This window comes from Borrelia miyamotoi, from assembly GCF_019668505.1.
Lineage (GTDB): Bacteria > Spirochaetota > Spirochaetia > Borreliales > Borreliaceae > Borrelia > Borrelia miyamotoi.
On sequence record NZ_AP024371.1, the window covers coordinates 563,866 to 578,906 of the forward strand.

The 15,041-nt window shown below is 28.1% G+C and carries 11 protein-coding genes; 8 read left to right on the forward strand and 3 right to left on the reverse strand.

The genetic code is table 11. The features are described from left to right. The first annotated feature begins 84 nt into the window (after positions 1–84). The gene (gene ligA / locus K5Q05_RS02720) at positions 85–2,094 is read left to right on the forward strand and encodes an NAD-dependent DNA ligase LigA (protein ID WP_025443632.1); all 2,010 of its coding nucleotides are present in this window, start codon (positions 85–87) and stop codon (positions 2,092–2,094) included. Between the two features lie 2 nt (positions 2,095–2,096). Here ligA and K5Q05_RS02725 read toward each other — a convergent pair whose 3' ends face one another. Beyond that, complete coding sequence (locus K5Q05_RS02725; RefSeq protein WP_221019291.1) at positions 2,097–4,820, reverse strand: coiled-coil domain-containing protein; 2,724 nt, start codon at positions 4,818–4,820, stop codon at positions 2,097–2,099. Positions 4,821–5,141: 321 nt separating this feature from the next. Between K5Q05_RS02725 and K5Q05_RS02730 the strand changes: the two genes are divergently transcribed. The 6 genes from K5Q05_RS02730 (at position 5,142) to crr (ending at position 11,041) form a co-directional block, all read left to right on the forward strand. Next, the gene (locus tag K5Q05_RS02730) at positions 5,142–7,001 is read left to right on the forward strand and encodes a hypothetical protein (RefSeq protein ID WP_044003506.1); all 1,860 of its coding nucleotides are present in this window, start codon (positions 5,142–5,144) and stop codon (positions 6,999–7,001) included. Further along, a complete protein-coding gene (locus K5Q05_RS02735; protein WP_025443630.1) occupies positions 6,988–7,449 on the forward strand; it encodes a hypothetical protein in 462 nt (153 codons plus the stop codon). Before K5Q05_RS02730 ends, K5Q05_RS02735 begins: the two co-directional genes overlap by 14 nt. Next, the gene (locus K5Q05_RS02740) at positions 7,446–8,309 is read left to right on the forward strand and encodes a consevred protein (protein WP_025443629.1); all 864 of its coding nucleotides are present in this window, start codon (positions 7,446–7,448) and stop codon (positions 8,307–8,309) included. Before K5Q05_RS02735 ends, K5Q05_RS02740 begins: the two co-directional genes overlap by 4 nt. A 161-nt stretch (positions 8,310–8,470) precedes the next feature. Next, positions 8,471–8,731 carry an HPr family phosphocarrier protein gene (locus K5Q05_RS02745; RefSeq protein ID WP_020954927.1) on the forward strand — a complete coding sequence of 87 codons (261 nt, stop codon included), beginning with the start codon at positions 8,471–8,473 and terminating at the stop codon, positions 8,729–8,731. A 15-nt stretch (positions 8,732–8,746) separates the two neighbouring features. Continuing rightward, positions 8,747–10,468, forward strand: a complete 1,722-nt coding sequence (gene ptsP, locus K5Q05_RS02750) for a phosphoenolpyruvate--protein phosphotransferase (protein WP_025443628.1) — start codon at positions 8,747–8,749, stop codon at positions 10,466–10,468. A 3-nt stretch (positions 10,469–10,471) separates the two neighbouring features. Further along, entirely contained in the window at positions 10,472–11,041 is a 570-nt protein-coding gene (crr, locus tag K5Q05_RS02755) for a PTS glucose transporter subunit IIA (protein ID WP_025443627.1), read from the forward strand. Between the two features lie 31 nt (positions 11,042–11,072). On the opposite strand, the gene htpG is transcribed toward crr, so the two are convergent. Further along, a complete protein-coding gene (gene htpG, locus K5Q05_RS02760) occupies positions 11,073–12,920 on the reverse strand; it encodes a molecular chaperone HtpG (protein WP_025443626.1) in 1,848 nt (615 codons plus the stop codon). A 117-nt stretch (positions 12,921–13,037) separates the two neighbouring features. Between htpG and gnd the strand changes: the two genes are divergently transcribed. Continuing rightward, positions 13,038–14,432 (forward strand): decarboxylating NADP(+)-dependent phosphogluconate dehydrogenase, encoded by a 1,395-nt coding sequence (gnd, locus tag K5Q05_RS02765; protein WP_025443625.1) that lies wholly within the window; start codon positions 13,038–13,040, stop codon positions 14,430–14,432. 19 nt (positions 14,433–14,451) lie between these two features. Here the strand turns inward: gnd and K5Q05_RS02770 are convergent, their stop codons facing one another. Further along, complete coding sequence (locus K5Q05_RS02770; protein ID WP_025443624.1) at positions 14,452–14,991, reverse strand: BAPKO_0422 family outer member beta-barrel protein; 540 nt, start codon at positions 14,989–14,991, stop codon at positions 14,452–14,454. Positions 14,992–15,041 lie beyond the last annotated feature (50 nt).

Consider the following 15,041-nt stretch of genomic DNA (forward strand, 5'->3'; position numbering starts at 1 on the left):
CTTAACTATAATATTTATTATTGTTATTTACATTATTTTGTTAAAATATATTGTGAATTCTTAATTAGGTTCGATGTCATATTTATGGTCAAAGATATAGAAGATGAAATTTTAAGCTTGAGAAATGTTATCAAAAAATGGAACAAAGAGTATTATGTTGATTTTTCTCCTAGTGTGAATGATTTGATTTATGATAAAGCTCTTTTACGACTTCAGGATTTAGAAAATAAATATCCTGAATATAAAACATTAGATTCTCCCACTCTGAGATTTGGTAGCGATCTTTTAAATAGTTTTGAAGAAGTAGAACATTCTTTTCCTGTATTAAGTTTGGATAAGGCTTATGATATTAAAGCGTTATTATTGTGGATTAAAAAAATACAGCTAGATAGCTCTAGATTAGGGTTTTGTAATGTTATTTCAGTTGAGCCCAAAATTGATGGATGCTCAATTGTTCTTTATTATAAGGATGGTATACTTCAAAGAGCCTTGACTAGGGGAGATGGAAGGGTTGGGAATGATGTTACTGAGAATGTTAGAACAATTAAGAATGTTCCTTTGCGTATTGATCAAAAAGTTGAATTGGCTTTGCGGGGTGAAATTTATATTACTAAAGAAAATTTTTTGAAAATAAATCAAATGTTAAAAAATCCTTATGTTAATGCTAGAAATTTAGCCTCAGGTGTACTGAGGAGGATAAATAGTAAGGAAGTTGCTAATTTTCCTTTAGATATTTTTGTTTATGATATTTTATATTCTCAATTAAAATTTAGTATGAGTAGTCATTGTGCTTTTAACAAGCTTAAGAAATTTGGATTTAAAGTTAATCCTTGCTGTACATTTAGCGGTAAAAATTTGGAAGAAGATATTATTAGCCATGTAAAAAAGATAGAAAGGCAAAGAGATTCTTTTGAATATGAAATTGATGGTGTTGTGCTGAAAGTTGATAGCTTTCCTTTAAGGAAGATTTTAGGATCTACTTCTCATCATCCAAAGTGGTCAATAGCTTATAAATTTGAATCTTTTATAGGTTTGAGTAGGGTTGTTGATATAGTTGTTCAGGTTGGTCGCAGTGGAAAGATTACTCCTGTTGTACATGTAGAGAAAGTTTTTGTTGCTGGAGCTTTTATTACTAATGCAAGTTTGCATAATCAAGATTATATAGATTCTATTGGTTTAAATATTGGAGATGTTGTTGCGATCTCAAGACGTGGAGATGTTATTCCTGCTGTTGAATTGGTGGTAGAAAAGCTTGCGGTTGGTAATTTTAAAATTCCTAATGATTGTCCTTCATGTAAAATGACTTTAGTAAAAGAAGGAGCACATCTTTTTTGTATGAATAGATTTTGTTCTTGCAGAAAAATTGAGCAAATAAAATATTTTTGTAGTAAGAAGTGCATGAATATTATAGGACTTTCGGAGAAAACAATTGAGTTTCTTTTTAAAATGAATTTTATATCTTCAGAAATCGATCTTTACACTTTTGATTTTGATAGACTTATTAATCTGAGAGGTTTTAATCTTAAAAGAGTCAGTAATTTAAAACGTTCGATTGAAGATAGTAAAGGTAGAGCATTTAGAAAGTTGCTTCTTAGTGCGGGAATTAAAGAACTTGGAGCAAATACAGTATTATTATTGATTGGTAGCAATTTAAACTCATTTGATATAATTAGTACTCTTTGCAAAAACAAAGAGTATGCTCTTTCAAAACTTTTAAGGATTAAGGGAATTGGGGAAAATATAGCTTTAAGCATTATTGAAGCATTTAATGATAAGAATATTCTTGCTAAGTTCAATTTTTTTAAAGAATTAGGATTTGCTATGGAAGAGGATAATGCTCATTATTCTTTAGATACTTCTTTTTTATTTGGTAAAAAATTTTGCATTACAGGTTCTTTTAAGGGTTTTCACAGGGATGTTCTTGTTGAAAAAATTACTAGGAAAGGTGCTACTTTTAAAAGTTCAGTTACTAAGAGTTTAGATTTTTTGCTTGTTGGAGATAATCCTGGATTAAAAGTGAATAAAGCCAGTGATTTGGGCATTAAAATTTTTGGTCTTTCTGATATTAGAGGTTTCATAGACTTGGATGATTGAATTTATTTTATTATTTTTATGTTTTTAAATTTCGATGTTAGATTTTTGTATAAAGTACGTATTTCGTCTATATGCTCTACTTTTATTAAATTTCTAAAAAACGTTTCTTTATTTTTTAATGATGGGTTGATAAAATGGTTTTTAACTTTATATTTTGGGATTAGTTTATAAATTTCTTTTGCCCTATATAAATTTTTTGTTGGTTCTATTTCAATATAATATCCGTTGGATTTTTTAAAATCAAATTCATGACTTTTATTTTTAAAATTATAGTTGTTTGAATGTGTATCTGGGTATATTGTAAAGTCAGCAGTTTTTATTACGGCATTTTCATATGTTATTTTTGCGTTGTTAGAATAAAATTCATTTTTTGGGTGTTTTAATTTTGTTCTTTCTCTTGGTAAGAGATTTCTGTTTTGATATTTTTCAAGTTCTTCTTGAAGTGTTAAAATGGTATTTTCATTATTTGCTAATCTTTTGTCTAATGCATTTATTTTATCTTTCTTTTTTTGAAATTTATATTTATTTTCTTTATATAATTCTTCATTTTTCTCAATTTTATCGTTCAGTGCATCTATTACTTTTTCTAGTGACAATAGGTTGTTTTCGATATTTTTTAAATTATTATCATTATTATTTTTTAAATTTATTAACTCTTTTTTAAGTTCTAGTAATGCATCTTCGTTGGTTATAATTTTATCATCAAGTTCATTTATTCTGCTGATATTATTGTTAAGCGAGTCTTTATTACTAGTGATTTTATCATCAAGTTCATTTATTCTGCTGATATTATTGTTAAGCGAGTCTTTGTTACTAGTGATTTTATCATCAAGTTCATTTATTCTGCTGATATTATTGTTAAGCGAGTCTTTGTTACTAGTGATTTTATCATCAAGTTCATTTATTCTGCTGATATTATTGTTAAGCGAGTCTTTATTACTAGTGATTTTATCATCAAGTTCATTTATTCTGCTGATATTATTGTTAAGCGAGTCTTTGTTACTAGTGATTTTATCATCAAGTTCATTTATTCTGCTGATATTATTGTTAAGCGAGTCTTTGTTACTAGTGATTTTATCATCAAGTTCATTTATTCTGCTGATATTATTGTTAAGCGAGTCTTTGTTACTAGTGATTTTATCATCAAGTTCATTTATTCTGCTGATATTATTGTTAAGCGAGTCTTTGTTACTAGTGATTTTATCATCAAGTTCATTTATTCTGCTGATATTATTGTTAAGCGAGTCTTTATTACTAGTGATTTTATCATCAAGTTCATTTATTCTGCTGATATTATTGTTAAGCGAGTCTTTATTACTAGTGATTTTATCATCAAGTTCATTTATTCTGCTGATATTATTGTTAAGCGAGTCTTTGTTACTAGTGATTTTATCATCAAGTTCATTTATTCTGTGGATATTATTGTTAAGCGAGTCTTTATTACTAGTGATTTTATCATCAAGTTCATTTATTCTGCTGATATTATTGTTAAGCGAGTCTTTGTTACTAGTGATTTTATCATCAAGTTCATTTATTCTGCTGATATTATTGTTAAGCGAGTCTTTATTACTAGTGATTTTATCATCAAGTTCATTTATTCTGTGGATATTATTGTTAAGCGAGTCTTTATTACTAGTGATTTTATCATCAAGTTCATTTATTCTGCTGATATTATTGTTAAGCGAGTCTTTGTTACTAGTGATTTTATCATCAAGTTCATTTATTCTGTGGATATTATTGTTAAGCGAGTCTTTATTACTAGTGATTTTATCATCAAGTTCATTTATTCTGCTGATATTATTGTTAAGCGAGTCTTTGTTACTAGTGATTTTATCATCAAGTTCATTTATTCTGTGGATATTATTGTTAAGCGAGTCTTTGTTACTAGTGATTTTATCATCAAGTTTATTTATTCTGTGGATATTATTGTTAAGCGAGTCTTTGTTACTAGTGATTTTATCATCAAGTTTATTTAGTGCTTGCATTTTTGAATTAAAATATTCTTGTTCTGGTTCGTATATGTCATGTGTATTTTCCTCAGATAGATAGTCATATTCTTCATCTAATGTATATTCATTTTGATTTTTTTCATATTCTTGATTATTATCATAAACATTGTTTTTTGCTTGAAGAGCATGATTAAATAGATTTTCTTTTGTGCTAATTAATTTTTTTATCTTTTCAATTTCTTTTTTTAAGCTTGTTGCTAGGGTTTCGTATTCTTTATTTGTTTTTTTTATTGATTTTAAGTTTGCTTGGTTTAAAAGATTTTCTATGTTTTGTATTTTTCTCTCATAATTTTCGATTCTAATCTTTAAGTTATCTATATTTTTTATGAGCCAGTCGTCTAAATTTTCTTGTTCTGAGTAAAAATTTTGTGCACTTAAACTTTGTGGATGTTGTAATGCTTCGCTTATTAATATGTTATTTGTTGTTTGTTTGTTGTTTAATATTTGAGGTTGTTTTGAGATTGTAAACTTAAGTTTATTTAGTTTTTTACTTGATGAGTTTAAATAGCTTTCTTTTAGGATTTTATTTTTTTTTAGTTGAATTTCATCTTCTTCATTATTAAAGCCTTCGCTTAAGTCTTCTTTGGGAATGTAAATTTTTAATTGATTTATTATGTAGTTAGTTGCACTCCTTTTAGCCGTTCCAAAGAGTAATGCATGCAATAAGAGCATAAAAATTTTAAATAGCATTGGGATTGTCTTTTTGCCTTTATCCATAAATACCTTATTGATATTGTTTGATATCCTATTTAATTCTGATACTACCATAGTTTTTAAAATTTATCAAAAGAAAATACATTATCAGATAAAAATTCATAATTAATGTGAATATGACCTTTTTAGGTGGGTAATGGGTGGGGGAGGAATATGTTAAGGTCTGTGTTTTAATTTATTAAGTGTTATTAGTGTTGAGTAAACCTAAAATTATTGACATTTTGTGTTTTTATTTCCAATAGCAATTTTGTTGGCATTGTGCCATAATGATACAAATAGAAGATAAATTGTAAATTTTTGACTTCTTATTTTACTTAATTGTTTATGAAGATAGAAAATATGGATGAGGTTTTTGCTTTGCCAGTTTGTTGTAATATCAAGAATTCTGTCATTAGTGATTTTAAGCTTTCGGATAAATATAAAGATCAGGTTTCTGCGATAAGTTATAAAGATGATATTATTTTAAAGTTCATTGATGTTGTTGATTCTAGTGAGTTTAATTTAAAACTTTTTGATAATAAAATAGATTTTGAGGGACAGGTTCCTTTGATTTTGTATTCTGATAGTTTGGATTCTTTATTAGATGCAGAAGCAAGTGTTATTTTTGAACTAAAAGCTATTGAGCATAGTGATGTTTCTTTTAATTCAAAATTAAAAGAAATGGATGAATTTGAAATTCATAATTCTTGTTATGAGTTTTCAGAATATTTAAATTATTGTAATGATATTCTTTTGGTTAGAGTATGCTTTGAAAATGATAGTTTAATCATTGATGCAGACCTTGATAATATTGCACTTGTAAAACAGATTATTAGTAATAATTTTTGTATTGGTAAGGATAAGATCATTATTAATCCTATTAACAATGATTGTGTTAATATTTTATTTTCGATTTCTTTTAATGCTGTCTTACAAGGTATAATAATTGCTAAGAGAATTGGGAAAAAGGTTAATGTTCTTTATTATAAAAGGCATTTTTTAATGGCACAATCTTTGAGCTTAAAGTTTTCAGTTATTAATTGTCTATCAGCAAAGAATAGGATAGCTAAGATTATTGTAGACCTTGAAATTAACAGACCGTTGAATTTTCTGTATAAATTTTATTTTGACTATCTAAAGCATATTTTTAGTAATTTGTTTTTTGATGTGTGTATACACATTAATTTTATGGAGACTAAGAGTAATTCTGTGTTTTTTTATGACAATCATTTTTTATTTGGGATATCTGTTTATAATTTTATTTATTCAAATTTTTATAATATTGCAGTTAGTTTGTCAATTGAACCTTTGAGTTATTTACTAAGTTATGTTAAAAAAGAATATAATGTTTTTTTAAAGCTTTTTAAAGAGATAGATTTAAAAAATTCTATTATGAGGAAATCATCTGCTATAAGTTTGAATAAAGAATATAATATTTTTGATGTGAGAAGAAAGGGTATAGGATTTTCCTTTTTAAGTCTAGACTCTGCTTTTTTAGGAATTAATCAAACTGTTTCTATAAGTTTGCATAAGGATAAATTGGAAGTATTTATTCCTTACAAGGGCATAGATGTCAACTTAATTAACTATTTAAGGAATAATTTGGCTAGAACTTTTAATTTATCTTATAATAATGTCAATTTTATTGTTAGTGACATCATTAAAAATGATGTTAAACTTTATTATGGTACATTGATCAAAGAATCTTATGTTATTGAAAGAGAGGTAATAGCTATTAAGGATAATCTTGCTATGATTATTGGCAAGGAAGATTTTCATGGAGAATATCCTATTATAGTTGGTCAAAATTTTGTTGTGGACATGGAGCATAGGATTAATGTTGCTTGTTCTCTTGAAATTGATATAGAAATAAATTCTTTTAATATCACATTTAGTAATGTGAATTTTTTTATTGAAGATGGTAAGTTCGATAAACTTAGAGTAAACAATAAAAGAGTATTTTCGATTTTTAGCTTGGCAGTTGACTATGTTTTTGGGAGCATTACTTATGATATTGTTGATTCTGTGGCGCTTGAGTTTATTGAAGATGGTGAATTTGTTTTTTCTTTTAGGGCACTATTTATTGCATCTATTTCTGCAATTAGAACGGCTTTAATTCAGGCTTTTGACTTTAATGTATGTAAAACTCCTATTGATCTTAATGACATTCTAAATAGTTGGAGCGTACGAATTGATACTAATTAGTTTTAATTTGAATGGAGAGAGTCTTTCAAAAAGTGTTAAGCTTCCTTTAAGTACTAGGGAGCTGTTGATAAATATTTTTTATTCATCTGAGAGAAATTTGATTGAAAAAATGAATAAAAATTTTTTCTTAGTGCTTTTAGATTCAAAACCTGTATATTCGTTTTTAGTCCCAGCTTTTATGTTAAATGGACGTAGCATCATTACTATTGAGGGATTAAGAAATACTACCTTTTATGAGGCTTTGGTTAAGGTTTTATTAGAAAATGATTTTGGTTTTTGTGCAAATTGTTTTTCATCTAATGCATTATTATTTTATTATTTTTTAAAACGTAAAGTTATAATTAGAACTGATATTTTAGGATATTATAATACATTAAAGTGTCATTGTGTCGATGTTAATACTTTTTTAGAGCTTTATTTACGCTTAGAAGAATTAGAGAGAAAGTGAGTTGTGTGAGAGTATATTATCCAGAAAATTTTAATGCTCTTGTTAGTTTGTTTAAGAGGGATTTAGATAATTATATAGTTTATAATGAGATTGATTTTCATAAAAATTCTGAAGTTTTTATGAAAAAGGAAATTTCAGGTGATTTTTTTGTGATTAATAATTTTGAAAAATTTAATAAGGTTTCTCTTAAGAGTAATTTTTTGGAAATGGGGCCATGTATTACTTATGATGCAATATTGCAATTTGGGGAGAGAAATATTCCAAGGCTATTTTATGAATTTATTTCAAGACTAAGTGATAGAATATATCTAAGCAGCATTAATATTGCTAATGGATTTTATTATAAAAATACAGTTTTTGATTTATATCCTTTGTTATTGAGTCTTGATGCTCATCTTGAGTTTAAAAGTATTTTAACCAAAAAAACTTATACTTATAATGCTTATAGTATTAATAGAGATGATTATATACAAAGTCGCAATACTTTATTTTTGAGTAAGTTAAAATTTCCCATTACAAATGTGTGGAATAAGAGTTTTTATAGTAGAATATTTGTTGATAGTTTTTCATTTGATATCTTAGAAGAAGTAAATATTATTTTTGTTTGTGTTCTTTTAAATGTTAAAAGAGGTATTATAAGTGATTTTTTAATGAAAATATTTTATAACGACAAGGTTATTACTTTAAGTGATTTTCAAGTTTTGCTTATTAATAAGTCTTTGCCTTTATCTGTATTTGAGATTGAAGATTCTCTTAAGATGCTAGATAAGAATATTCGAGATGCTAAAATTTTTAGTTTGGGGGAGAGAAGTTTAAGACTTATAAAAAATTTTTATTTTGATATATTGTCTAATTTTTAATCTTGTAAAAATTAGCATTATTAAATAATTACTGATTTTTTGGCATAGTTTTAATATAAAAGTAATAGAATTAATTTATCAATTTGTTTTTATGCATTATAATGTTTATTTGTTAATAACTTAATCAAAAAATACATTATTCAAATAAGGGGCTTAAGTTTATGGTGAAAAAAGAAGCTACAATTAAAGCCGTTAATGGCTTACATGTTAGACCAGCGTCAACATTTGTAAAAAAGGCTAAGGAGTATGCTAGTGATATAACTATTGAAGCTGATAATAAATCTGTTAATGGAAAAAGTTTATTTCGATTACAAACCCTGGAATTATCTTTTGGTAAGAAACTTTTGGTTTGTGCTGAGGGTGATGATGAAGAGAAGGCTGTTGCAGAACTTGTTGAACTCCTTGAATCTTTTAAAGAATAGGTTTGGAAGGTTGATATGACTTTAACGGGGAAAAGAATATCTAAAGGGATAGGTATAGGAGAAGCTCTTTTTATTAAGAAAGATTTTACTAAACTCTTTGATGAATCGAAGATTACTTCTTTACAAATTGATGATGAAGTAAAGAAATTTCATGATGCTAAGTTGAAAGCTATGTCTGTACTTGAAAGTCTTACAAATAAGGCTGTAGCTCAATTTGGTGTTGACAAAGAAGGTATTTTTGAAGGGCAGATGTTAGTTATTGAAGATTCTGAACTTTCAGATTCTGTTATAAGCTTGATTAAGCATGAAAATTATTGTGCTGCTTATGCTGTTTATCTATCCTTTAAAGAATTGATTGCAGGGATGGAAAAATATACAAATAATTATTTAAAGGAGAGAGTTTCTGATTTTAAAGATATTAGGAATAGGCTTATTTCAAATATCTTAGATCAAGTAATTGATTTTTCTGAGATTGATAGAGATGTAGTTTTAATTACTGAAGAATTAACACCTTCTGATACGGTGCAAGTTGATTTAGGTTATGTTAAAGGATTTGTGACTACAGTTGGTGGTGAAACTTCTCATGCTGCCATTTTGGCAAGGACAATGGGACTTCCAGCTCTTGTGGTAACACCTTTAGATATTGAGAAAATTAAAGAAGGTGAGAAGTTAATAATTGATGGGCTATCTTCAGTTATTATTAGTAGTCCTTCATTGAGTGAACTTGATAAATATGAGCATAAGATATTAGAGTATAATGAGCATGAAAAAGAGCTTTTTGCTTTAAGGAATCAGGATTCAAAAACAAAAGATGGTGTTAAAGTATCTCTAAAGGCTAATATTGGGATTCCTGCAGATATTTGTTATGTTAATAAATATGGACTTGATGGAATAGGACTTTTTAGAACGGAGTTTTTATATATGGAATCTGTAAAACCGCCAACAGAGGATGAACAGTTTGAAGCCTATAAAAAAGTTATAGAAACTATTGAGAAAAAAGGTGTTGTTACTATTCGTACTCTTGATGTTGGAGGAGATAAGGAAATTCCATATTTTAATTTCCCAAAAGAAGATAATCCTTTTCTAGGATATCGTGCTCTTAGGATGTATATGGACTATGAGGATTTAATACAAAGTCAATTTAATGCAATTTTTAGGGCTAGTCATTATGGCAAGATAAGGATTATGGTTCCGATGCTGACTAGGTATGAAGAAATTGATATAATTAATCATTTTGTGGATAAAGCTAAATCAAATTTGAGGTCTAGAAATTTGCCTTTTGATGAGAATTTAGAAGTAGGATGTATGATAGAAGTCCCTTCAGCAGCTTTAGTTGCTTCTGAGTTTGCTAACAGGTTGGATTTTTTTAGTATTGGTACTAATGATTTAACTCAATATACTTTGGCTGTAGATCGGGGTAATCAGAAAATATCAAATTTATACGATAAATATAATCCTGCTGTCTTAAGGTTGATTAAAAAGGTTTTGGATGCTGGTAATAGTTTTGGTATTGATGTTTCTGTTTGTGGTGAGCTTGGAGGAGATGAGGCTGGAGCTTTAATTCTTGTTGGTCTTGGGTTTAGAGCTTTGAGTATGGTGCCTAGTGCTTCACTTCGAATTAAGTATTTGCTAAAAAAATATACAATATCTGATTTAAGTGAATTGGCAAATAAAGTGTTAAATAGTAAGTCAGAATCAGAGACCTTAAAATTTTTAGATAAATATATAGGAGATTAACTTATGGGATTTTTAAATTTTTTTAAAAAGGCCGCTACTCTAGATTTAATGGCGCCTGTTAGTGGAAAGGTTATTTCAATTGATGGGGTTCCAGATGAGGCTTTTGCTGAAAAGATAGTTGGAGATGGAATTGCGATTATGCCAACTGGAAGTGAGTTAGTTTCACCTTGTGATGGGAATATTGGTAAAATTTTTAAGACTAATCATGCCTTTAGTCTTGAAACTAAAGAGGGTGTTGAAATTTTTGTACACTTTGGTATCAATACTCTTAATTTGAATGGCAAAGGGTTTACAAGGGTTGCTGAGGAAGGCATGAGTGTAAAACAGGGAGATGTTATTATTAGGCTTGACCTTGAGTATTTAAAGGCTCATGCGGAGTCAGTGGTTACTCCTGTTGTTATTGCAAATTCTGATGAAGTTGCAAGTATTGAATATGTGTTTGGAAGGTTTGATGACGGATCTGAGTGTATTTTACCTTCTTCTACTGCTTTAACTGAAGAAATTAAAAATAGGATATCTCAAACTAAGTTTGTTGAAGCAGGCAAAGATGTAGTGCTTAGAGTTAAAAAATAAGTTCACAGCACAAGCTGTGAACTTATTTTTGTTATATGCTTTTCTCTAACATTTCATTTATAATGCTGATAAATTGACTTGGATTTTTGCTTGGTAAGCCTGAAGTTATCATTGCCTCTTCAAGAAGAATGATGCTTATTTTTTCTAAATTTTCATCGTCTAGATTTTTTAAATTTTGAATGATTTTATTATTTGGATTGAGTTCAAGAATAGGTTTTGTTTCTTTGACTTCTTGTCCCATTGATATCATGATTTTTTGCATTTGATAAGTGGGGTCAGTACTGTCAATTATTATTGCTGATGGCTCTTTTATTAGCGTTGCTGATAGTGATACATCTTTGACATGATTTTTGAGTATTTCTTTTACTTTGATTAGAATATCTTTAAATTCTTCTTCCGTGTGTGTGAAATTTTCATCTTTTAATTCGTCGCTTGTTTCGTTTTTATTTATTGCTTTTAATTTTATTCCGTCGTATTCTGTGATGAAATTTAGAATTGCTTCATCAAGTTCGTCATCCATGATAAGAGTTTCATAGCCTCTTTCTTTATAAGCATTTACAATTGGATTAATTTTGAGTATGTTTTCTTTCCCTCCGGTTATATAGTATATACTTTTTTGTTTTTCAGGCATTCTATCTTTGTATTCTTTTAAGGATATAAATCCATCTACATGAGAAGACTTGAATCTAATTAAAGATACGAGCTTGCTTCTGTTATCAAAATCTGAATAAACTCCTTCTTTTAAGCATCTTCCAAATTCTTTGGAGAATTCATTGAACTTGGAAGGATTAGTTTCGCTTAGCTTTTCAAGTTCAATGAGTATTTTCTTTACAGAGGATGCTTTGATTTTAGTCAATATTTTATTTTGCTGTAAAATTTCTCTACTTACATTTAGGGGCAAGTCTTGACAATCTATTATTCCTTTTATGAACCTTAAGTAATTTGGTAGTAAGCTGTCTGCAGAATCTGTAATGAAAATTCTATTTATAAATAGTCTTACACCGGGTTTAGGGTTTGGGTAATATAGATTGTAGGGAGCTTTACTTGGAACATAGAAAAGGCTTGTGTATTCAATACTTCCTTCAGCTTTTGTATGAATATGGATTAATGGATTTTCATAATCAAAGGTTATATTTTTATAAAATTCATTGTACTCTTCATCGGTGATTTCATTTTTATTTTTTATCCAAATTGCTGTGGTTTCATTTAATTTCTCTTCTTGCTCTTCAAATCCTTCCTGTTTGCCATCTTTCATTAAAGGCTCCTTATACTTAATGAAAATAGGATAACTGATGTGATTTGAATACTTTTTGATAATTTCTTGAATTTTCCATTTGTTATTGTATTCAGTTCCTTCTTCATTCAGATAAAGAGTTATTTCAGTTCCAATTTCGTCTTTTTCTGCCTTGTCTATTTCATATCCTGTTTTACCGTCACTAAACCAGATATAGGCAAATTCTTCCAAAGCTTTTTTTGTTATAACCTCGACTTTGTTTGCTACAATAAAAGCACTGTAAAATCCAACTCCAAATTGTCCAATTAAACTTGCAGCTTTTTTCTCGTCTTTTTTTAAGTTATTTATAAATTCTTTGGTTCCTGATTTTGCAATTGTGCCAAGATGATTAATCAGGTCTTCTTTGTTCATTCCAATTCCATTATCTTTTATCTTAATGGTTTGCTCATTAAAGCTTATTTCTATTCTTGGATCTAATTTGACATTCTTAAATTTTTCGTCTGTTAGGTTCAAAAATTTAAGTTTGTCAATTGCATCAGAAGCGTTTGAAATTAATTCTCGTAAAAATATTTCTTTATGAGAATAAAGAGAATGTATGATTAAATAAAGTAAATCATTAACTTCTGTGTCAAATTTTTTTTTCATAAAATTCTCCTATCTTGCATTTGTTTTAATCTTTACTTTTTTTATAATATAACATAATCTAAGAATAGTGAATAAAATGAATTTATCCAGAAAAGAATTAGGGTAGAGGATAGTATAATGGATGTTGGTATTTATGGGCTAGGAGTTATGGGCAGTAATTTAGCATTAAATATTGCTGATAACGGTTTTAATGTTTCTGTCTATAATAGAGATAATGATAAGACGGAAATTTTTCTTACAAGTAATGCTCATAAAAAGATTAATGGATTTAAAGATATTAAAACTTTTATTGGAAGTTTAAAAAAGCCTAGAAAAATTATTTTAATGATATCAAGCTCGGCTATTGATGAAGTCACTGAACAAATTTTACCTTTAGTTGAAAAATTCGATATTATTATTGATGGTGGAAATTCTCATTATAAGGATACGATGAGAAGAGAGCAAGAATTATCTTCCAAGGATATTTATTTCATTGGACTTGGAATGTCAGGAGGTGAAAATGGCGCAAGGTTTGGACCTTCTTTGATGTATGGTGGGAGTAAAAAGATTTATGAATTAATTGAGCCTCTTTTGAATAAGATAGCTGCCAAGACAAGTTCAGGAGATATTTGTTCTGCTTATGTTGGTGAAAATGGGGCTGGTCATTATGTAAAGATGGTTCATAATGGAATTGAATATGCGGATATGCAGCTAATTGGTGAAGCATATTTTTTTATGAAGAGAGCTTTTAATTTAGATAATTTAAGGATTTCTGAGGTGTTTGAAAAATGGGGAGAAGGAGATCTTTCTAGTTATTTGATGGAAATAACATCTAAAATTTTAAGATATAAAGAAAATAATGAATACTTACTTGATAAGATTTTAGATGTTGCAAATCAAAAAGGTACTGGGAAGTGGTTATCAATTGAGGCTTTTCAATTAAATGTGCCAGCAAATTTGATTTTTGAATCTGTGTTTGCAAGGTTTTTATCAGGATTAAAGCATGAAAGAGTAATTGCTAGTGACATTCTTAAAATGGATGTAGATTTTATTAAATTCGATCTTAGTGATTGGATTTTAGATCTTTATTATGCTCTTTTAGTCTCTAAAATATTAGCTTATGCTCAAGGTTTTATGATGCTTAAGGCTGCATCTGTTAATTATGCTTGGGATTTAAACTTGGGAAAAATTTCTTTGATTTGGAGAGAGGGTTGCATAATTAAAAGTGTTTTCTTAGATAAGATTAAGTTGGCTTATGATAAAAACCCACATCTTATTAATTTGCTTTTTGATGATTACTTTTTAGATATAATAAAAAAGCATCATAAATCTTTAAGACGTGTAGTCTCAAAAGCTAGTGAAATAGGAATCCCTCTACCAGTATTTTATGCAAGTCTTTCTTTTCTAGATTCTTATTCTACTAATTACTTGCCGGCCAATTTAATTCAGGCTCAAAGAGATTTTTTTGGTTCGCATAGTTTTGAAAGAATTGATTCCAAGAGGGGTGAATTTTTCCATAGTGTTTGGGAGTAATTTAAGAGTATATTGTGTGTTAAATATAATATTTAAAGAGTATTCCACCCATTATATTTGTTTTAAGTCCTGCATAGATGTGGTGATATGCAATGGATTTTGCGTTTGATACTAATTCTATTGAAGGTGCTATTTTAAGTCCTATTTCTGTTTTTGTTGTTAAATCATACAAAATAGCTATTGGAATTCTAAATCCAAATCCTATTTCCATATTTTTAAAATCTGATTTATGAGATGATATGTGTATGTTTCCACCAATTCCTGTTCCAAAAGATAATTTGTCTGTCAATGGTATCGTGAATATAAGGTCTAGAGCTGAGAGTACAAATACATTAAAATCATATTTTTTTGATTTGAGTTTGAAGCCTGACAGGTGGATACCATTAGTTCCTCCATAGCCTATTTCAAGATCAATAAATGGGAATGACATAATATAGTTGAATATTGGATTTCCAATGCTTCCTCCAAATCCTATTTTTCTATCTAAGTATGAGCTTTTCCCAAATGAATTAACCCGCATACTTAATATTAGTATTACTATTAGCATTAATTTTTGCATTAAATCACCAACAATTAAGATTTTTATATCATTATATGTTATTTTTGATG